The following is a 19,823-nucleotide window of genomic DNA, read 5'->3' as shown; positions in this document are numbered from 1 at the left end:
GGTAGAACACTCTCGTAACCGCCCTCGCACCCCAGGGAGTAGTGTTTTGCCCACCTTCGTCATCTTCGACCTGGAGTTCACGACCTGGCCGGGGGCCATGGAACAGGACTGGTCGGCCCCCGGCCAGCTGCGGGAGATCGTGCAGATCGGCGCGCTGCGGGTGAGTGCGGGGCACGGGAAGTGCGGGGAGTACTCCGTCGTCGAGGAGTACGAGGCGCTGGTCCGGCCGGTGGTGAACCCGGTCCTCTCGCCGTTCTTCACCACCCTCACCGGTATCGGTCAGCGGGCCGTCGACCGCGACGGCCTCGCACCGGCCCGGGCCCTGAGCGACTTCCTCGCCTTCTGCCAGGGCCGGTCCGTCCTCTCCTACGGCAACGACATGCTCGTCCTCGGCGAGAACATCGGCTGGGCCCGCGCCCGGGGCGAGGAGATCAAGCACAACGCCCTGACCCCCGGCTTCCTCAACATCCGCCCCTGGCTGAACACCGTCGCCCCGACGACGACAGGCAGCAACTCGGGCCGTCTGTGGCAGGCCTTGGGCCTTCCCCGGCCCGCCCCGGGCGACGAACACTCGGCCCTCTTCGACTGCCACTCGATCGCGGCGGCGCTACGGCACTTGGCGGGCACGGGGGTCACATTGCCGAAGGGTCTCCTCTGAGAGGGCCGGTCGGCTCGTGAGGTGGTGCAGTGAGGGGGCCTGCTCGGTTCGCGAGGTGGTCCAGTGAGGGGTCCGGTCGGCTCGCGAGGCGGTCCAGCTCGTCGCCGATCGCCTCGCGCAGCTCGTCGTGGCGCGGCCCGAGCGCGTACCGCTCGTCGCTCCACCGCTCACGGGGATACAGCCACACCGGCTTGCCGACCAGCTCCGCCGGCTCCCACTCGTACCGCGGCCACACATGCGCGTGCAGAAACGGGTCCGTGTTCCCGAGGATCTCCAGGTTGACCCGCCGGAACGCCGGATCCAGCCGCCCGCAGGCCCGCTCGACGGCCTCGCCCAGCCGGTCCATGTCCGCGAGGAACGCCGTGCGCCGGTCCCTCGGCAGCTCCGACAGCCGCCCCACCGCCGGATCGTCCACGAGCAGTACGCAGTACCCGGGCAGGAACTGCGTGTCCCCGATCACCGCGAACCCGGCCGTGAGTCTCCGCAGCACCGTCGGGTTCGCGCCCCGAAGCGCGCTGCCGATCCGCTCGTTCCGCCAGTCCTCAGTCATGGCCGGTGACTTTACAATCACCGTCTCACGGTCCAACCCCCAAGTATCCAGGAGCTGTTGTGTCCGACGAACCCGCCGTCCGTGAACTCCGTCTGGTCGTCACGGCCGCCGACTACGACGCCGCGCTGCACTTCTACCGTGATGTGCTGGGTCTTCCCGAGCGGGCGGCGTTCTCGTCCGACGGCGGGCGGGTGTCGATCCTCGAAGCGGGCCGGGCGACGCTGGAGATCACCGATCCGAACCACGCGGCGTTCATCGACGACGTGGAGGTGGGCCGTCGCGTGGCCGGTCACATCCGGGTCGCCTTCCAGGTGGACGACTCGACCGCGACCACGGCGAAGCTGGCGGCGGCCGGAGCCGAGGTGATCGCCGAGCCGACCCGCACCCCCTGGAACTCCCTCAACGCCCGCCTCGAAGCCCCCGGCGCCCTCCAGCTGACCCTCTTCACGGAACTCGGGGATGAGGGCGAGGGGGAGTGACGGGGGCGGTGGGGAGTGACGGGGGCGGTGGGGAGTGACGGGGGCGGTGGGGAGTGACGGGGGCGGTGGGGAGTGACGGGGGCGGTGGCGGGCGCCGGTAGCGATGGGAGCTGAATCACCCGCATCGCTTTGCATGATCATGCGTTGGCATGCATAATATTTCTATGTCCAAGGTCCTCACCTCTCTTCCGGCCGGCGAGCGCGTCGGCATCGCCTTCTCGGGCGGGCTCGACACCTCGGTCGCCGTCGCGTGGATGCGCGACAAGGGTGCTGTCCCCTGCACCTACACGGCTGACATCGGCCAGTACGACGAGCCCGACATCGCCTCGGTGCCCGGCCGCGCGAAGACCTACGGTGCCGAGATCGCGCGCCTGGTCGACTGCCGGGCCGCGCTGGTCGAGGAGGGCCTGGCCGCGCTGACCTGCGGCGCGTTCCACATCCGCTCCGGCGGGCGGGCGTACTTCAACACGACCCCCCTCGGCCGTGCCGTCACCGGCACGCTGCTGGTCCGGGCGATGCTGGAGGACGACGTCCAGATCTGGGGCGACGGCTCGACCTTCAAGGGCAACGACATCGAGCGGTTCTACCGCTACGGCCTGCTCGCCAACCCGCACCTGCGCATCTACAAGCCCTGGCTGGACGCCGACTTCGTCACCGAGCTCGGTGGCCGCAAGGAGATGTCCGAGTGGCTGGTCGCCCACCAGCTGCCCTACCGGGACTCGACGGAGAAGGCGTACTCCACCGACGCCAACATCTGGGGCGCTACCCACGAGGCGAAGACGCTGGAGCACCTGGACACGAGCCTGGAGACCGTCGAGCCGATCATGGGCGTCCGGTTCTGGGACCCCGAGGTCGAGATCGTCACCGAGGACGTGACGATCGGCTTCGACCAGGGCCGCCCGGTCACCATCAACGGCAAGGAGTTCGCCTCCGCCGTCGACCTGGTGATGGAGGCCAACGCCATCGGCGGCCGCCACGGCCTCGGCATGTCCGACCAGATCGAGAACCGCATCATCGAGGCCAAGAGCCGCGGCATCTACGAGGCCCCCGGCATGGCCCTCCTGCACGCCGCGTACGAGCGCCTCCTCAACGCCATCCACAACGAGGACACCCTCGCGCAGTACTACTCCGAGGGCCGTCGCCTCGGTCGGCTGATGTACGAGGGCCGCTGGCTGGACCCGCAGGCCCTGATGATCCGGGAGGCCCTGCAGCGCTGGGTCGGCTCCGCGATCACCGGCGAGGTCACCCTGCGGCTGCGGCGCGGCGAGGACTACTCGATCCTCGACACCACCGGGCCCGCCTTCAGCTACCACCCCGACAAGCTCTCCATGGAGCGCACCGAGGACTCCGCGTTCGGCCCCGTCGACCGCATCGGCCAGCTGACCATGCGCAACCTCGACATCGCCGACTCCCGCGCCAAGCTGGAGCAGTACTCCGTGCTCGGTCTCCTCGGCTCCGGCAGCCCCGCGATCGGCGCGGCCCAGGCCGCCGCGACCGGTCTCATCGGCCAGCTCCCCGAGGGCGGCGCCGAGGCCATCGCCTCCCGCGGCGAGACCACCGGCTCCGACGCCGACGAACTGCTGGACCGCGCGGCGATGGAGTTCGGCACCGACTGACCGGCGGCGGACAGCAACGGACATCACAGGACATCGCACGAAGAGGCCGGCCCGACATCACCCTGTCGAGCCGGCCTCTTCGTATGCGCCGCCTGGCACCCGTCAGGGGCTCCCGTTCTTCTTCGGCTTCAGTGTGTCGAGTTCGGCTTCAGTGTGTTGAGGATTTGTCCTGCCGCGTACCGGATGGGACGGGAGGAGGGGGGCTGGGAGAGCGTGGTGAGTATGCCGAGCAGATCGACGCCGGGAGGTGCGGCGGGCAGTTCCTCGTGCCCGTCGACGTAGCGCGCGGCTCGTCCTCGGCAGGCCCGACGACTGGGCCAACACCATGTACGACTGCGTTCCGGCCGACGAACGGCGCGTGCGCCGAGCCCCGTCACGGGACGCCAGGGCTCTAGTCGTCCCCGTTGTTGCCGGTGCGGGACTTGGTGTTCGCCCGGAGCACCAGCTCACTCGCGACTTCGGTCGTCTTGGCCACGCCGCGTGCCCAGCGTGGGGCGTCGCCCCGGGCCGTCCAGTAGACGCAGGCGCAGCCGCCGATGGCGAGCAGGAGGACGACGGACAGTATGAGTACGAGCACGGTGGTCATTCGCTCTCTGAGGTGAGGGTCGACGCCGGGGCGTTCTGGGCGACGAAGGAGCCGAGGCCGGGTTCGGTGCAGGTCAGCCCTGCTTCGCGCAGCGACCTGAGGATCTTGTGTGCCGTCGCGTCGGCGATCCCGAACTCCTGGGTCAACACTCCTCGGTCAACTGCACAACAGAGGGGACGCGCGTACGCGGGGGATAGGTTCCATTCGGCGATCCGGCCGCGCATCACTGCCGCCCCGGGGGTGTAGCCGGCTACACCCCCGGGGCGGCAGTGATGCGCAGTACGTTCCGGCCATGGGCATCTATCTGGTGAGCGTCGACGCGGAGGAGTGGTTCGGTGAGGAGGAGGGCGGGTGGGGGCACGTCGCCTCGGCGCTGAACGAGGAACTGGGGCGGCGGGGGCTGCCGGCCTACGTGTCGGTGCCTGCGGCGACGGCCTTCGTCCGTGGCTCGGGGCTGGCCTTCGAGGAGAAGCTGAACCGGTCGATGGACGGGTTCGGCAGGTTGTGCGACGCCCATCTCACGCGCGAGGAGGCGGAGACCCTCTGCGGCTGGACGGTTCTCGTGCCGCTGTCCCTGGAGGAGGACATCTGGCTGGACATTGAGTCCGGCTACGACTCCGGCGACATCGAGTCGACCATGGTCGCCGGCGCCCCTCAGGTGCTGGCCCTCGCGGAGCGGCTGGCGGCGCTCGTCGAGCTGCCGTCCGAGACCCCGGAGATGTGCGACAACCTCGACCTGACCACGTGGTTCTGGGACGGCACGGCGGAGAGAGTGGCCGCGACCCGGCCGGGTCCCTGGGCCGACGACCTCGACACGGCCTTCCACGTCGCCCTGTACCTGCGTGCCGCCCAGCACTCGATCCGCCGCGGCTGCCCGATGATCTACTCCTGACGCGGGGCACAGGCCCGCGCATCCCTCTGATGCAGGACCCGCACATCCCTGCTGGCTGCCCCCCGCCCGTGCTTCCGGCTACTGCATGGGGGCGCGGGGCCGGCGCCGCGGACGGCAGGGACGACGTACCTGGAGCGGGTGGCCGAGGCGGCCGGGTTCCACGGGGCGTACCTCGCGACCGACACGCCGGACAGCCCCCAGGCGACGGAACGCCACTGGACGGCACCGCTGGACCTGCCGGCGGCGCAACCCGTGAACAGACGAGCGCACCTCTGAGCCGGGTGACCGCCTGCGGGGCCGTCCGCCACGGTCCCGCAGGCGGTCACTGGGCGCGTGTCACCGTCCGCCGATCCTCCCCAGGAACTCTGCCAGCGTGTGCGTGGCCGTGTTGTGGGGCGTGGCGGCGAAGAGGGGGTCGAGGTGGTTCATGCCCTCGTCGGACTCGTAGGCGGCGTACGGGACGTGGGACTCGGCGACGACGCGGCGGGCGCTCTCCACGACGGTGCCGTTGGAGTAGCTGGTCTGGAAGGCGTAGAGAGGTAGGTCGATGCCGGGGGCGTGGCGCAGGCGCAGCCCGAGGGAACGGGCGAGGTCGGTGTCGGCGTAGACGTCGCTCACGTCCAGGTCGACGGAGAGCCTGGCGGGCCAGTACCACTCCCACACGCCGGGCACGGGCCCCGCGTACGCCTCCGCGACGCGCCCGATCGGCGTGATCCCGTCGTCGACCCACCCCCGTACGCCACTGGCGTCGGCCTCGGCGGCGAGGTGTCCGGAGTGGACGCTGATGTCGTTCGGCCAGCCGAAGCCGGCGTCGACGAAGGAGCCGAGGAGCGCGGCGTTGGTCACCGGGAACGGCACCCGCAGCGCCTCGGGCACCCGGTCCTGCAGTACGGAACGCCCCTCGGGGTCGTGATGGGCGTACCACCCGGCGAGCTGGTACCAGATCTGCGTGCTCTCCGCCCGGCTGCCCAGTCCGACCCCGCTGAGCGTCATGTCGAAGACCCGGCCGCCGGCGATCGCCGCGAGCCGCTCCCGCACCTCCTCCGGCGAGTCCCGCACGGTCGCCCCCGTCCCCTCGAACGCCCCGCGCACGCCCCCGTCGAGGACCGCCAGCCCCACGAGGTCCCGGTACCCGGCCCGCCCGTCGAAGTCCCAGGCCGCGTACGCCAACGCGCTGGTCGCACCCCAGGAATGCCCCCCGAGCACGACCCGCCGCCGCCCGCCCGCGCGAGCGGCGAGCACGACGCACCGCAGGTCGTCGAGGGTCCGCGCCAGCCCCCACTGCCCGAAGTACCCGGCGGCTGCGGGCTCCAGCGCCCGATACCGCCCGTCGAGGTAGTACCCGACGAGATCCCCGTCCCCGTCCCTGGTCCCGTCTCCGTGCCCGTTGCCGTTTCCGCTCCCGAACCCGCTCCGGTCGGCGAGGTTCTCCTCGCGCCGGTCGACGGCCCACACCTGGATCCCGGGCACCGAGGCCACCAGATCCCGGGCCATCAGCCGGAAGTCGTTCGCCGCCCCGAACATCCCCGGCACCAGCACCACCACGGTCCCCGCGTCCCGCGGCCCGACCTTCAGCACATGCACCCGATCACTCCCGACGGGCCCGCCCCCGGCCCCGACCGCGATCGGCACGTACACCTCCCCGCCCCCACCGGCAGCCCCACGCCGCCGCTCCCCGTCCCCGGCCGCCCAGGCGCTTCCGCCCCCGGCCCCGATCCCGGCCAGGGCCAGCCCTCCACCCAGCCCACCACGCAACACCGCTCTACGCACCAGACGCTTCGTCATATGCGGTCGTCTCCTTGAAAGTTGGGGGGCAACGACACATGGCCAAGCTTCTCCCGGTGTTCGTACGGGCCGGCCACCGGGGGCTTCGGAACGGACGGTTCCATCAGCAGCGTCGACGACGCCGTACACCGGTTCTATGCCTCTGTCGTGATCCACCTCGCCCCCCGGCTCCTCGGCGGGCCCCGTCCGCGGAACGGGCCGTCACCACTGCCGGCTGACCCCGGCTCCCGGCCACGGTCCACGCGTCACCCCAGGCGGACCGGGAGTTCGGGCAGACCCCGGAGGAGGGTGCTGGTTCGCCAGGTGAGGTGGTCGGGAGTGGTGGCGAGGGTGAGGTGGGGGTGGTGCTGGATGAGGAGGCGGAGGGCGATGGTGGCTTCGGTGCGGGCGAGGGGGGCGCCGAGGCAGTGGTGGAGGCCGTGGCCGAAGGCGAGGTGGCCGTGGGGGCGGCGGGTGAGGTCGAAGCGGTCCGGGTCGGGGAAGTGCGCGGGGTCCCGGGAGGCGGCGGCCAGGGAGACCTGGACGGCGTCGCCGGGGGAGACCGGGGTGTCGGCGAGGACCAGTGGCTCGGCGGCGAAACGCAACACCGACCCGTGGACGGGAGAGTTGTAGCGGAGGGATTCCTCGACCGCCGCGCCGGTGAGGGTCAAGTCTGCCCGCAGGGCCGTCAGTTGGTCCGGTCGGGTGAGCAGGCTGTGGACGGTCGCCGAGATGAGGTTGACCGTCGTCTCGTGGCCCGCGACCAGGATCAGGAAAGCCATGCCCAGGAGTTCTTCGGGAGAGAGGGATTCGGCGTCCGTCGCCGCCAGTTCGCTCAGCAGGGTGTCGTCCGGCATCGCGCGCTTTCGGGCTATCAGGTGGGTGAGATAGTCCGTCAGCGCCGCTGCCGCGGCTGCCGCCGCCTCCGGTGACGTCGGCATCACCAGCTCCGTCGACCAGTCGTGGAAGACGTCCCGGTCCGTGTCGGGGACGCCCAGGATCTCGCAGATCACCGCCACGGGAAGCGGCAGCGCGTACCGGCTCACCAGGTCCGCCGTGCCCCCGGCGGGCAGTTCCGCCAGCAGGGCGGTCGCCAGGTCCTCGATCCGGGGGCGTAAGGCAGCCGTCCGGGCGGGCGTGAAGTGCGTGGCGACCGACTGGCGCAGGCGGGTGTGCTGCGGCGGGTCGCTCTGGAGCATGTTGACACCGATCGCGTTGCCGCCGTCCGTGTCCCAGGCGGAGTGGCGGATGTCGTTGCTCAGCCGGGGGTCCGTCAGCGCGGCTCGTGCGGCGTCCCTGCTCACCACCAGCCAGCAGTCACCCGTCTGCGGGAGGTGCACCCGGTGCACGGGGCCCTTCGCGCGCAGGGCCGCGTAGACGGGGTGGGGGTCGGCCGCGAAGTCGTGTCCGTCGGGGGCCAGTTCATTCAGGGTGGGTGCTCGCATGGCTGGTCGTCGCCTTTCGGTTCGCGTTCGCGGTTCGCTGGGTGGCGGGTGGCGGGTGGCGGGTGGTGCGTGGTGGGGGTGCGCTCCTGAACACCGGGTTCGAGGTGTGGGCCGTGGGTGGTGAGTCGCGGTTGCGGGTCCCGGCCGCGGGTGCTGGGCCGTCAACGGTCCTCGGGTTCCCCGGCCGCGCCAGGCCGTGCCCGGCCATGCCAGATTTCGGCTACGGGCCCTGCCGCCGCCGTCGCCTGCGCGTGACCGGCGCGGGCCGCGGCAGGGCGGCGGGAGTCGGCGGTCATGTCGCGGCCCATCGCCCGGCGGGAGGCGGAGTCCGGGGTGAGGAGGACCACGGCGGTGCCCCCGGCGGAGAGTTCGGCGGCCTGCTGCTGGGCGCTGGGGTGGGGGCCCACGGCCTTCGGGATCGGCGCGACGGCCAGGACACGTTCGTAACCGCTGACCAGGTCGAGGTTGGCGGTCGAGCGGCAGCCGCCGTCCAGCCAGCGACGGCCGGCCGCCGCGACGGGTGCTGAGACCACCGGTACGGCACAACTGGCGGCCACCGCTTCGAGCAGCGTGACCTGCGAGGTGGCGTCGAAGGCGGTCAATTCGCCGGTCAGGGCGTCGACCGCGGTGATGCGCAGGGCCCGTTCGGGCCAGCCGCCTGTCGTGTGGGCCGTGCGAGTCACACGCGGTGGGCGATCCTCCGTCTGCCCGGTATGCCCTGCCGTCGTCTCTCCCGTCTCTCCCGTCTCTGCTGTCTCTGCCGGTCCTCCGTTCTCCGCGCCGCGCAGGAGCGGTCGTAGGACGTCGAGGAAGCCGGGGTCGGGTTCGGGATGGGCTGCCAGGGCGGCACGGGCGAGGCGGCGTACGGAGCGGTCGGGATCGCGGGAACCGAGGGCTGCCCAGAGGAAGCGGAGGGTCTGGGAGAGGGTGACCTTCATGGCGATGCGGTCGGCGCCGACGAGCTGGCGTTCGTAGATCTCGCGCGGTGTCTCGCCGCTCACGAGCCGGGAGCCGTAGATCGCGCCCGCCGAGGTGCCGATGACGACGTCCGCCCGGTCGAGGTCGACACCGGCGTCCGTGAGTCCGGCGAGCACCCCGCTCATCCACGCCCAGCCGACCGGGCCTCCGCCGCCGAGTACCAGTGCCGTACCGCTGCCCACGCTGTACCTCCCGTGCCGCGTCCCGGAGGGGGACAGGAATATGGGGAGTACTCCCCGTTTTCTGCCTCGACGATAACATCGGGGCTTCGGCACCGGGGCGCAGTCCCCGTTTATCGCGGAGGCCAGGATGACCGTCGGTGCGGGCCGTGCGACACCGCCGTCACGGCGGCGGGACGCGCAGCGCAACTGGGAGCTGCTGGTGGCGGCGGCCCACGAGGTGTTCACCGAGCAGGGGCTCGAAGCGCCGCTGGATGTGATCGCCCGCCGGGCCGGGGTGGGGAACGCGACGCTCTACCGGCACTTCCCGAGCCGCGCCTCCCTCATCGAAGCCGTCTTCCACGACCAGCTCACGGGCACGATGGCCATCGGGGACCGGGTCCGGACCGCCCCGGACGCCTGGACCGGGCTGAACGACTACCTCAAGGCCGTCTTCGACACGCTCGCGGCCGACCGGGGCACGAACGACCTCATGACCACGCACGTACGCGGCGTCGACGTCCTTGCGGACGTGCACGAGCACAACCGGCGGACCGTGGACCACCTGCTGCGGCGCGGCCGTGACGAGGGCACCATCCGGGCCGACATCACCACCGAGGACGTCCTCTTCGCCCTCGCCGCCCTGGGCCGTGCCGTCCCCGCCCTCACCACCGCGACCGCACCCGACGCCTGGCGCCGCCCCCTGGCCCTCCTCCTCGACAGCCTCCGCCCGCTGGCAACCACGGCCACACCCCCGCCGCCCCTGCCCGAGCCCGCCCTCACCGCCGAGCAACTCGGGAACGTGCTGGCGGAGTTGGGGCCGCATCGGGCGGCGCCCAGGGCGTAGGGCAGACGGGCGGGGCGGGGCGGGGGCGGGGCCGGCGAGGCCCGGGAGCGTGGGCGGGAATCAGGGCCGCCGGGCGGAGAACCGGTGGCCGACGCGCCGCCTGCGGCTCAGACTCGGTCTCGGCCGGCTCACGCCCGGTCTCGGCTCGCCGCCCGTGCCGGCCGGCCTTCGGTCCTCGGCCGACCCGCCGCCCGGATCACTTCTCCTCGTCGAGGGTGATCGCCGCCGCCGGGCAGACCGCCGCCGCCTCGCGGACGGTCGGGTGGTGCGGCGGGGCGGGGGCCGGGTCGAGGAGTACGACGACGCCGTCCTCGTCGCGTTGGTCGAAGACCTCGGGGGCGATGAGGACGCACTGACCGGCGCCGCAGCATTTCGCCTCGTCGACGTGGACCTTCAAGAGTGATCCTCCTGCCCGGTAGGCGGTAGGCGGTAGGCGGTAGGCGGTAGGCGGTAGGCGGTAGGCGGTAGGCGGTTGTCGTGTCTGTTCGTTCGGGGATCACCAGTGCACGGGTACCTCGCACAGGCCCCCCACGAGGAGGCCCTCGACCTTCCGCAACTCGTTGGCGGGGACTGCGAGTTCGAGGGTGGGCAGTTTGCGGAGGAGGACTTCGAGGACGACCTGCAGCTCGGTGCGGGCGAGGGCCTGACCGAGGCAGGAGTGGGGGCCGGCGCCGAAGGTGAGGTGCGGGTTGGGGCTGCGGGTCAGGTCCATCTCGGCGGGGGAGGCGAACACGCGATCGTCCCGGTTGGCGGAGGACATGCCGCAGAACACGGTGGTGCCGCCGGGCAGCGACTCCCCGTCGAGGTCCACGTCCTCGCTCAGATAACGCCGCATCCCGAAAGCGCTGAGATTGGCGTCGAAGCGCAGTACCTCCTCCACCGCCGTACGGACGAGGGAGGGGTCGGCGAGCAGCTGCTCCCACCGGCCGCGGTCGGCCAGCAGCAGAGCGGCCATCTTGCCGATCATGTTCGCGGTGGTCTCGTGGCCGGCCACCAGCAACCCCATACCGGTGGCGAGGAGTTCGGCGTCGGTGAGCCGGTCCGCCTCCGGCAGCGCGGCCCCGTCCACGATGAGCATGCTGAGCAGGTCCTCGCCCGGCTCGGCCCGCTTCGCCGCGACGAGTTCGGCCATGTACCGCGCGAACTCCGTGAACGCCGCCCGCGTCTCCTCCTTCGAGAACCGGCTGACGTTCAGGAACGCGTCGGACCAGTGCGAGAAGCGGTCGCGGTCCTCGGCCGGCGCGCCGAGCAGGTCGCAGATGACGTACACCGGGAGCGGGAAGCCGAGGGCCGCCTTGAGGTCGGCGGGCTGCCCGCGCTCGATCATGTCGTCGAGCAGTGACTCGGCGATCCTCGCCATGCCGGGGCGCAGGGCCGCCATGCGTTTCGCGGTGAAGTACCGGCCGACCTGGCGCCGCCACCGTAGATGCGGCTCGCCGGTCTCCGGGATCGACAGCGCGTACTCGGGGGACGCGTCGGCCGCGACGCCGCCCGAGCCGTCGGCGGAGAGGCGGGCGCTGTCGTCCCCGGCGCGCGGGCGGGCGAAGCGGGGGTCGGAGAGGAGGGCGCGGACATCGTCGTACCGGCTCAAGAACTTCGCCCTGTCGCCGCTCGGCAACTCGACCGTGGCCACCGGGCACCGCTCGCGCAGCCGCTCCCATGCGGCGGGCGGGTCCAGGGGGCCGTCGCTGGTCATCGGCAGCCGGACCACCTCGTCGTCCGGGCCTGTGTCGGGGTGGGGCTGGTCGTTCCTGCTCGTCTGGTTCGTGTTCGTCTGGTTCGACTCAGTCGGCTGGGCCGGCGGGTTCCCGTTCATCTCGACCTGGCTCATCTCGGCATCTCCTGGTGGGGGGAAGGGGAGGGAGATGGAAATGCACGCTACACAGGTAGTGCATCGTGCATCAATGGTGCATCCTGCACTCTCCATGCATGGCGCAATCTCGACGTAGGGTGAGGGCCCATGAAGGCCGGACGGGCCGAACAGGCCAGACAGGCAGGAGGAGACCGGTGGATGCCCGAGAGGCGGGGAAGCGCATCGAGCGGGAGCTGCTGATCCTGACGCGGAACCGCGACACGTCGACTCCGCGTGGCGTTCGCGACGGCGGTGCCCTGGACCGCAGCGCCTATGTCCTGCTCAGCAGGCTGGAGGCCCAAGGGCCCATGTCCATCCCGGACTTCGTGGAGGCGTTCGGGTTCAACGCGTCCACGTTCACCCGGCAGACCTCGGCGCTCCTGCGGGAGGGCCTGGTGGAGCGGACCCTCGACCCCGAAGGGGGAGTGGCCCGCAAGTTCCGTGTCACCGACAGGGGAGCGGCGCGTCTCGCCGAGCAGCGCGAGGAGTTCGTCGACGGCCTCACCGGCGTCATCGCCGACTGGCCCGCCGAGCGCCTCCAGCGCTTCGTCGCCGACCTGGAGCGGTTCAACACCGACATCGAACGCGTCAGCGGACGTTCTTGGCCACGCCCGATGGCCGACGAACACTGACGGGCACTGACGGGCACTGACGGGCGCTGACGGGCGCGGGCGGACGGATGCCAGTAAGCCGGTAAGGATGTGGGGACGTCGGGACATGGGACTGGAGAGGGCTGACCGTCTGGCGGCGGTCAGCCCCTGCGCATCCGGTCGTTCGTACGTCAGCTCACGCAGACGATCCCGAGCAGGCACAGCCCCGAGGGTGACGTCGTAGCCGTGTCGGAGCCGGAACCGTCCGACGTGCCCGTGCCCGTGCCCGAGCCGGTGCCGCTTCCCGACTCCGCACCGGTGTCGGTCCCGGTGCCGGTGTCCGAGCCCGTGCTCGTCCCCGTGTCCGCCGAGGAACCGGAGCCGTCTGTGGCCGGGGGTGTGGTCGTCTCGTCCGTCAGGGTGGCGGTGTCGGTGGCCGTCCCGTCGGTGGAGGAGCCGGTCCGCGCCTGCTTGGCGGACGGCGTGGCCGACGCCGTGCGGGGCGAGTTGGGGTGGTTCGCGCGGGAGTCCGCCCTGTCCGCCGCGGAACGGTCGCGCGAGGTGTCGCCGGACGGGGACCACGTGGTGGCGGGGGTGTCCGAGGTGCGCCGCGCGTCGTCGGTCTCCGTCGTCGGCGTACGGCCGCGCTGCGAGCCCTGTTCCTCGACGGCGCCCAGGCTCTCGGCGTCCGGTGCCGTGGCCGCCTGGGTGCGGTCGGTGGACTGCCGGTCCATCCCCAGGACGGTCAGACCGCCGCCGACCAGCGCGACAGCGGTCGCGACCACGGCCCGGCGCTGGTTCTTCTTCCACCGCGCCACCTGACGCCGCCGCGCGGCCCGCCCCCGCGGCACCGCCGGGACACCCTCCACGTCCACGTCCACGCCCATGCCCATGCCGGTGATGGCGACCGCGTCGGCGTCGGCGTTGGCCTTCGCGTCCACTTCGACGTCCTTGCCGCCGAACGTCGGCCCGTCCGCCGTGAACCCGTCCCCCGCGAACCCGTCCGCCGTGAACCCGTCCCCCGCGAACCCCTCGGACGTGAACCCGTCCCCCGCGAACCCCTCGGTCGCCGTCCCGTCCGCCACCGTCCCGTCGAGCCAACTACCGTCCGTCGCCCCGTACCCCCAGGTCGCCGTCGGCAGCGGGACCATCACCGACCCGGTCGTCGTCCCGGTGGGCCGGGACGGGGCGACGCGGCTGTCGATCGTGGCCGGGGCTATGTCGGGCGCGTAGGCGCCGCAGCCGGGGCACACGAGGGCACCGTTGAGATGTCGGCGACATGAGGAGCAGTAGTCCATCGGGGTCTTTCTGTGGTGGCATGCCGTCGACCCGCCGGGCCGCGGCCCGGTCGCGTCACGTTCGCACGCGGGATCGAGCGGATCGAGCGGTCAGCAACGCTAACGAGGCATTCTCAGAGCTGTGTGCAGGCTGTGTGACGCTCCTGCGCGGATTCACCGGGGACTTGGAGCCGGTCCCGCAGGGATGCTCGGGCATGTGTCTGACGCGTGCTCACCGCGCGTTTCGTCGAATTCCGCCTCAACAGGCAACCCGCGCCCACCGTTTACCGGTCTCACAGATTGCTCACAGGGCGGACGGATCGAGTCCGGCCCGGCCCGAGGCGTATTGGGGTGCGCCTGTGCGGTCGGTAGTCGTCCGTGGGCTGTCCAGTCCGATGCCACTGACCATGGCACTCGCAGACGAGGAACCGATGACCAGCCAGATGACCAATCCATCCAGCCCGACTGGTGCGACCAGTGCGACGAGCTCGACCGGCTCGACCGGCGGTGAGGACCGCCGCAGTCGCCTGAAGCGCCCCGGCCTCGCCGCCCTGGCGTCGCTCACCGTGGTGGCCGCCGTGGCCGGTGCCGCCCCCGGCGCCGGTGCCGCGCCCGCCGCGACGCCCGGGAAGCCGCAGCTCAAGCTGATCGCCGCGTCGAACTCCGTGACGCTCACCCGGTACGAGTGGTCCGAGGGCGTCAGCCTGCAGCTCGGCACGTATGTCACGGTCGACAACGCGCCCCTGGAGTTCCAGGTGACGCGGAAGTCGTACAAGGACCCGATCGTCGCCAAGCAGATCCTCCGCAACGGCAAGACCGTGAAGACGAAGACCCTGCCCGCGGGGACGGTCGACGACTTCTCCGGGCTCACCGGCTTCCTGGAGATCTCGGTCAAGAACGCGGCCGGGACCGAGGTGGTGAAGACCAAGGGGAACTTCTGCCCGAGCAACGCCTCGGGCCGGATCCGCCCGGACGCCCCGGCCACCAACCACTATCCGCAGAGCTGCTCCGGCAACCCGTGGACGCTCGGCTCCGTGTGGGGCACCGAGAAGGGCTGGGCGACCAACACCACCAGCTGGGACTACGAAAGGGGCGGGGTGGACCTGCCGGTGGGCGAGTACACCGCCCAGGTGCGGGTGGCGAAGAAGTACCGCGACCTGTTCGGCATGCCCGACAACCGGCCGACCATCAAGGTGACGGTGCGGGAGGATCCCGACGCGGGCGAGGGCGGCGCGGGTCTGACCACGTCGAAGCCCTCGTCGTCCTCCGCCCACCACGGCGGCGGCCACGGTGGTGGCCACGGCGGCGACCACTCCACGCAGTCGGCCCCGGCCGGACAGCCGGCCCCGGACAGCCACCACTACGGCCCGCGCGGCGCCGACGCTCCCACCCCGCCCGAGCTGCCCTACGCCCTCGTCGACCGGGGTCGCGCCAAGCACCTGGGCGACGGCGCCGGCCACACCGACGGCTCCCGCATCGCCTCCGCGCTGAAGGCCAACGCCAAGCGGCCCACCGGCAAGGCGAGCGTCCCGAAGAACGTCCCCAAGCCGGACCTGCGGTCGTTGCCCGCCTGGGACATCGCCATCACCGACGGCGAGGACGGCGACGTAGCCGGCAAGGACTACCTCGCCTTCAGCGCGAACGTCTGGAACGCGGGCCCCGCGCCCCTCGTCGTCGACGGCTTCCGCAAGCCCGGCGCCGACCTGATGGACGCGTACCAGTACTTCTACGACGCCAAGGGCAAGCAGATCGGCTACACCCCCACCGGCACCATGGAGTGGGACCCGCGCGAGGGCCACGAGCACTGGCACTTCACGGACTTCGCCAGCTACCGCCTGCTCAGCGCGGACAAGACCAAGCAGGTCCGCTCCGGCAAGGAGGCGTTCTGCCTGGCCAACACCGACGCCATCGACTACACGGTGAAGAACGCCAACTGGGACCCGCAGAACACCGACCTGTCCACCGCGTGCGGTTCGCAGGACGCCATCTCGGTGCGTGAGGTCCTCGACGTCGGCTCCGGTGACACGTACACCCAGTACCGTCCCGGCCAGTCCTTCGAGATCACCGACCTGCCGAACGGCACGTACTACATCCAGGTCATCGCCAACCCGGAGAACCGTCTCCAGGAGACCAACCACAAGAACAACATCGCTCTCCGCAAGGTGGTCCTGGGCGGCACCCCGGGTGCCCGCACGGTCCAGGTACCGCCGCACCACCTGGTCAACGCGCCGTGACACACGCGTCGTAGCGTCGTAGCTTCGCCGTCGGCGATCTTCGGCAACAACGGAACCCCCAGGCCCTGGCCTGGGGGTTCCGCTGCGTGAGGGCTGCGTGAGGGCTGTGTGGAGGCCGTGCGGGGCGCTATGCCTTGGTCGACCCCGCGACCTCCGCGCGCTCCCCGGCCGGGCCGGCGGCTGCCGGGTTGGCGGCGGCCGGGGCCTGGGCGGCCGGGTCCTGGGCGGCCGGGCGGCGCTTCGGGATGAAGGAGGTGAGGAGGAAGGCGAGGAGGGCGGCGCCGGCGCCGATGGCCATGACGACCTTGAAGCCGTTCTCGGAAGGGAGGGCGTAGCCGCCGAAGTCGGTGGTCATCTGGGCGAGGATGACGCCGGCGAGGGCGCTGGCGAACGAGGTGCCGAGGGAGCGCATCAGTGTGTTGAGGCTGTTGGCGGCGGCCGTCTCGGACTCCGGCACCGCGCCCATGATCAGGGCGGGCATCGCGCCGTAGGTGAAGCCGACACCGCCGCCGATGACGCAGGAGACCAGGATGAGGTGCCAGACCTCGCTCATCAGGACGATGTTCAGGCCGTAACCAGTGGCGACGATCAGCGCGCCGACCATCAGGGTGACCTTCGGCCCCTTGGCCTTGGTGAGCGCGGCGGACACCGCGGACATGGCCATCATCACCAGCCCCTGCGGGGCCAGCACCAGACCGACGCTCATCATGGACCTGCCGAGGCCGTAGCCGGTCTGTTCGGGCAGCTGGAGCAGTTGCGGCAGGACCAGGGACATCGCGAACATCGAGAAGCCGAGCGCGATCGAGGCCAGGTTGGTGAACAGCACCTGCGGCCGGGCGGTGGTCCGCAGATCGACCAGGGGCTGCCCGGCCCGCAGCTCGTAGAGGCCCCACGAGGCGAGGATCGCGACGGCGGCGGCGAACAGCCCCAGCGTCGTCCCGCTGGTCCAGCCCCAGTCGGCGCCCTTGGAGACGGCGAGCAGCAGTGAGACCAGTCCTGCGGAAAGCCCGAGCGACCCGACCAGGTCGAAACGGCCGCCGGTGCGCACCTTCGACTCCGGTACGACCACCAGGACCAGGAGGAAGGACAGGGCGCCCAGGGCGGCGGAGGTCCAGAAGAGGAGGTGCCAGTCCCAGTTGTCCGCGATGAACGCGGCGGCGGGCAGACCGAGGGCGCCGCCGACACCGAGGGAGGCGCTCATGAGCGCGGTGGACCCGGCGAGGCGTTCGGCGGGCAGGACGTCCCGCATGACGCTGATGCCGAGCGGGATGACGGCGGCGGCCAGCCCCTGCAGACCCCGGCCGATGATCATCGGGACGAGCGAGTCGGCCAGTGCGCAGACCACCGAGCCGGACACCAGCAGCACGATGCTGAGCAGCAGCATGCGCCGCTTCCCGAACATGTCGCCGAGGCGCCCGACGACCGGCGTCGCCACGGCCGCGGCGAGCAGGGTGGCGGTCACCGCCCACGCGGTGTCCGAGGCCGGCGCGTCCAGCAGCTTCGGCAGCTCCGGGACGATCGGGATGACCAGCGTCTGCATCAGCGCGACGACGATCCCGGCCAGCGCCAGCACCGCCACCACGGCGTTGGGCCGCGATGGGGCGCCGGCCCCCGCGTCGGCGGGTCGGGCAAGGGTGTGGGACATGGCGGGGCCTCCGTCGAAAGAGAGCGGGGGAGGGAAGAGGGGGCGTCAGGCGGGTGCTCCGATGCGCCTACCTTGCTTGACTTACTCAACATAAGTCGATTGCTTGACTTACGCAAGTTACTTCTCTCCCGGTGGCCACGTAAGTACGTCCGGTGTGCGCCCGCGGTAGGTGCCGGAGTCAGCCGATGGGGACCGCCTGGCCGGTGACCCGGGTGCGGGGGTCCTCGGGAGACACGTCGATCCGCAGGTCGCTGGGGCGGCCCATGTCCTCGCCCTGGCGGATCGTGACGGTGGCCGGGGCGGTGACCAGGCCGAGGGTGCGGAGGTATCCGCCGAAGGCTGCTGCCGCCGCGCCCGTCGCCGGGTCCTCCACGACACCGCCCACGGGGAACGGGTCCCGGGCGTGGAAGTGTTCCGGGGACTCACGCCACACCAGGTGGACGGTCGTCCAGTCGTGCCGCCGCATCACCTCGGCGAGACCGTCGAAGTCGTAGTCCAGGTCCGCGAGGCGCTCGCGGGAGCCGGCGGCCAGGATCAGGTGGTCGACGCCGCCGAAGGCCACGTGCGGCGGGAGCGCCGGGTCGAGGTCGTCGGGGGACCAGCCGAGGGCCTTCAGGGCCGCGTCCAGTTCAGGGCCCGTGGCGGGGCGGGAGCGGGTCGGCGCGCTGGTCAGGGTGGCGTGGAACGTACCGTCGGCGCTGTCGACCGTGGTGGCGACGGGGATCTCGCCCGCGAGGGTGTCGAGGAGGATCCCGCCGGGGCCCAGCCGCTCGGCGAGCGCCACGGCCAGGGCGACGGTCGCGTGTCCGCAGAAGGCCACCTCGGCGAGAGGGCTGAAGTACCGCACCCGGAACCGGCGCGCGGTCTCGTCGGCGGCGGTGACGAAGGCCGTCTCGGAGTAGCCCACCTCGGCGGCGATCGCGAGCATCGTCGCGTCGTCGAGCCCGGAGGCGTCGAGCACCACCCCGGCAGGGTTGCCGCCCGCCGGGTCATGGGTGAAGGAGGAGAAGCGCAGCGTCTCGGGGCGCGCCGCCCCGGCCGACGACTCGGGGCGGTGCACGGGACTCGTTCCGCCTGCGCTGCCTGTGCTGCCTGCGCCGTTCGGGTCGTTCGGGTTCGTGTCGTTCGTGTCGTTCGTGTCGTTGGGCATGGCTCCACGCTGTCACCGCGCGGAGATCGAGTCCAACGATTGGTTTCGATCCGGCCCATCGGAAAAGTCGATGGGCGGCCTAGGCTGACGCCGTGGACACCCGACTGCTGCACACCTTCACCACCCTCGCCCGGACCGGTGGCTTCACCACCGCTGCCGCCGAGCTGCACCTCGCCCAGTCCACGGTCACCGTGCACATCCGCACCCTGGAACGGGAGTTGGGCACCCGGCTCTTCGACCGGCTGCCCACCGGCACGCTGCTCACCGAGTCGGGCCGGCGTCTGCTGGAAGGCGCGGAGGAGGTCCTCGACGCCGTGGCGCGGCTGCGGGCCGGTGGCGGCGCGGGTGACGGTGTCGTACGGGGGCGGGTGCGGGTCGGCACCCCGGAGTCCCTGTGCGCGACCAGACTGCCGGGCGTGATCGCGGCCCTGCGCACCCACCACCCCGAGGTGGACGTCGACCTGCACGCGGCCGGTACGGCGGAGTGCGTGGCGGGGCTGCGGGCCGGGCGGCTGGATCTGGCGCTGCTGTTGGAAAGCGAGGCCGACTTCCCTGAGGTGACGGCCGAGCCGGTCGCGTGCGAGCCGCTCGCCCTCGTGTGCGCTCCCCGTCATCCGTTCGCGGCGCGTACGCACAAGGCCACCTGGGCGCAGTTGGCGGCGGAGAGCTTCTTCCTGCTGGAGCAAGGGTGCTCGTACAGCGACGAGTTGGAGCGGCGGCTGCTCGCCGTGCCCGGGTCCGGGCCCCGGCTGACCCGGTTCGGCAGCGTGGACGCGGCACGGTCCTGCGCCGCCGCCGGACTGGGGCTGACGCTGTTGCCGCTGACGACGGTGGAGGAGTACCTGGGTCAGGGGCGGCTGACGAAAGTCCGAGGGCCGCGCTTCGCCGATGTCCCCGTACGGCTGGCCCGGCACCGCCGACGCTGGACGGCACCGGCGACGGAGGCGTTCGCGCGGGAACTGGTACGGCAGTTGGGCGCCTGAACGGAGACCGGGTACGGCGGTCGGGCGCCTGAACGGGGACCGGTGCGGCGGTCGGGTCGGGCCCTGTGGCGGAACTCCCCGGTCGGGGAACTCTCCGGCCGGGCGTTCCGCGTGCGGGT

At 71.8% G+C, this 19,823-nt stretch carries 18 protein-coding genes and 1 pseudogene; 8 read left to right on the top strand and 11 right to left on the bottom strand.

The annotated features are described in order from the left end of the window. Nucleotides 1–46: 46 nt before the first annotated feature. Nucleotides 47–658 carry a 3'-5' exonuclease gene (locus OG622_RS23945; RefSeq protein WP_371578679.1) on the top strand — a complete coding sequence of 204 codons (612 nt, stop codon included), beginning with the start codon at nt 47–49 and terminating at the stop codon, nt 656–658. 82 nt (nt 659–740) lie between these two features. On the opposite strand, the pseudogene OG622_RS23940 reads toward OG622_RS23945, so the two are convergent. Then, nucleotides 741–1,208 (bottom strand): annotated as a pseudogene (locus tag OG622_RS23940) (HIT family protein); the annotation flags it as partial. A gap of 59 nt (nt 1,209–1,267) precedes the next feature. Between OG622_RS23940 and OG622_RS23935 the strand changes: the two are divergent. Then, nucleotides 1,268–1,687: a VOC family protein gene (locus OG622_RS23935; RefSeq protein WP_371578678.1), complete on the top strand. Its 420-nt coding sequence runs from the start codon at nt 1,268–1,270 to the stop codon at nt 1,685–1,687. 164 nt (nt 1,688–1,851) lie between these two features. After that, the gene (gene argG / locus OG622_RS23930; RefSeq protein WP_371578677.1) at nt 1,852–3,303 is read left to right on the top strand and encodes an argininosuccinate synthase; all 1,452 of its coding nucleotides are present in this window, start codon (nt 1,852–1,854) and stop codon (nt 3,301–3,303) included. Nucleotides 3,304–3,694: 391 nt separating this feature from the next. On the opposite strand, the gene OG622_RS23925 is transcribed toward argG, so the two are convergent. Continuing rightward, nucleotides 3,695–3,889 carry a hypothetical protein gene (locus OG622_RS23925; RefSeq protein WP_371578676.1) on the bottom strand — a complete coding sequence of 65 codons (195 nt, stop codon included), beginning with the start codon at nt 3,887–3,889 and terminating at the stop codon, nt 3,695–3,697. After that, nucleotides 3,886–4,035 (bottom strand): hypothetical protein, encoded by a 150-nt coding sequence (locus tag OG622_RS23920; protein WP_371578675.1) that lies wholly within the window; start codon nt 4,033–4,035, stop codon nt 3,886–3,888. The genes OG622_RS23925 and OG622_RS23920 overlap by 4 nt, the downstream gene beginning before the upstream one ends. Nucleotides 4,036–4,181: 146 nt before the next feature. Between OG622_RS23920 and OG622_RS23915 the strand changes: the two genes are divergently transcribed. Continuing rightward, nucleotides 4,182–4,781 (top strand): hypothetical protein, encoded by a 600-nt coding sequence (locus OG622_RS23915; RefSeq protein WP_371578674.1) that lies wholly within the window; start codon nt 4,182–4,184, stop codon nt 4,779–4,781. Nucleotides 4,782–5,117: 336 nt separating this feature from the next. On the opposite strand, the gene OG622_RS23910 is transcribed toward OG622_RS23915, so the two are convergent. The 3 genes from OG622_RS23910 to OG622_RS23900 form a co-directional block, all read right to left on the bottom strand. Beyond that, complete coding sequence (locus OG622_RS23910; RefSeq protein ID WP_371578673.1) at nt 5,118–6,566, bottom strand: alpha/beta hydrolase; 1,449 nt, start codon at nt 6,564–6,566, stop codon at nt 5,118–5,120. A gap of 245 nt (nt 6,567–6,811) precedes the next feature. Continuing rightward, nucleotides 6,812–7,990: a cytochrome P450 gene (locus tag OG622_RS23905; RefSeq protein ID WP_371578672.1), complete on the bottom strand. Its 1,179-nt coding sequence runs from the start codon at nt 7,988–7,990 to the stop codon at nt 6,812–6,814. 161 nt (nt 7,991–8,151) lie between these two features. After that, on the bottom strand, nt 8,152–9,150 hold the full coding sequence (locus tag OG622_RS23900) for a patatin-like phospholipase family protein (protein ID WP_371578671.1): 999 nt from the start codon (nt 9,148–9,150) through the stop codon (nt 8,152–8,154). Between the two features lie 127 nt (nt 9,151–9,277). On the opposite strand from OG622_RS23900, the gene OG622_RS23895 reads away from it, so the two are divergent. Then, the gene (locus OG622_RS23895) at nt 9,278–9,973 is read left to right on the top strand and encodes a TetR/AcrR family transcriptional regulator (RefSeq protein ID WP_371578670.1); all 696 of its coding nucleotides are present in this window, start codon (nt 9,278–9,280) and stop codon (nt 9,971–9,973) included. A 196-nt stretch (nt 9,974–10,169) separates the two neighbouring features. Here the strand turns inward: OG622_RS23895 and OG622_RS23890 are convergent, their stop codons facing one another. Next, entirely contained in the window at nt 10,170–10,370 is a 201-nt protein-coding gene (locus tag OG622_RS23890) for a ferredoxin (protein ID WP_371578669.1), read from the bottom strand. Nucleotides 10,371–10,469: 99 nt separating this feature from the next. Then, nucleotides 10,470–11,669, bottom strand: a complete 1,200-nt coding sequence (locus tag OG622_RS23885) for a cytochrome P450 (RefSeq protein WP_371584192.1) — start codon at nt 11,667–11,669, stop codon at nt 10,470–10,472. A 311-nt stretch (nt 11,670–11,980) separates the two neighbouring features. Between OG622_RS23885 and OG622_RS23880 the strand changes: the two genes are divergently transcribed. Then, nucleotides 11,981–12,457, top strand: a complete 477-nt coding sequence (locus tag OG622_RS23880; RefSeq protein WP_371578668.1) for a MarR family winged helix-turn-helix transcriptional regulator — start codon at nt 11,981–11,983, stop codon at nt 12,455–12,457. Between the two features lie 149 nt (nt 12,458–12,606). On the opposite strand, the gene OG622_RS23875 is transcribed toward OG622_RS23880, so the two are convergent. Continuing rightward, nucleotides 12,607–13,668: a hypothetical protein gene (locus OG622_RS23875; RefSeq protein ID WP_371578667.1), complete on the bottom strand. Its 1,062-nt coding sequence runs from the start codon at nt 13,666–13,668 to the stop codon at nt 12,607–12,609. A 431-nt stretch (nt 13,669–14,099) separates the two neighbouring features. On the opposite strand from OG622_RS23875, the gene OG622_RS23870 reads away from it, so the two are divergent. Then, nucleotides 14,100–15,926, top strand: a complete 1,827-nt coding sequence (locus tag OG622_RS23870) for a lysyl oxidase family protein (protein WP_371578666.1) — start codon at nt 14,100–14,102, stop codon at nt 15,924–15,926. A gap of 127 nt (nt 15,927–16,053) precedes the next feature. Here OG622_RS23870 and OG622_RS23865 read toward each other — a convergent pair whose 3' ends face one another. Together OG622_RS23865 and OG622_RS23860 are read right to left on the bottom strand one after the other, a co-directional pair. After that, on the bottom strand, nt 16,054–17,571 hold the full coding sequence (locus OG622_RS23865; RefSeq protein ID WP_371578665.1) for an MFS transporter: 1,518 nt from the start codon (nt 17,569–17,571) through the stop codon (nt 16,054–16,056). Nucleotides 17,572–17,749: 178 nt separating this feature from the next. Continuing rightward, the gene (locus OG622_RS23860) at nt 17,750–18,721 is read right to left on the bottom strand and encodes a PhzF family phenazine biosynthesis isomerase (RefSeq protein ID WP_371578664.1); all 972 of its coding nucleotides are present in this window, start codon (nt 18,719–18,721) and stop codon (nt 17,750–17,752) included. Nucleotides 18,722–18,813: 92 nt separating this feature from the next. On the opposite strand from OG622_RS23860, the gene OG622_RS23855 reads away from it, so the two are divergent. Further along, the gene (locus tag OG622_RS23855; protein ID WP_371578662.1) at nt 18,814–19,704 is read left to right on the top strand and encodes a LysR family transcriptional regulator; all 891 of its coding nucleotides are present in this window, start codon (nt 18,814–18,816) and stop codon (nt 19,702–19,704) included. The last annotated feature ends 119 nt before the right edge of the window (nt 19,705–19,823 follow it).

The organism is Streptomyces sp. NBC_01314 (assembly GCF_041435215.1).
GTDB lineage: Bacteria > Actinomycetota > Actinomycetes > Streptomycetales > Streptomycetaceae > Streptomyces.
Note: the sequence above shows the minus strand (reverse complement) of the source record. Positions and strands in the feature narration are given on the sequence as shown.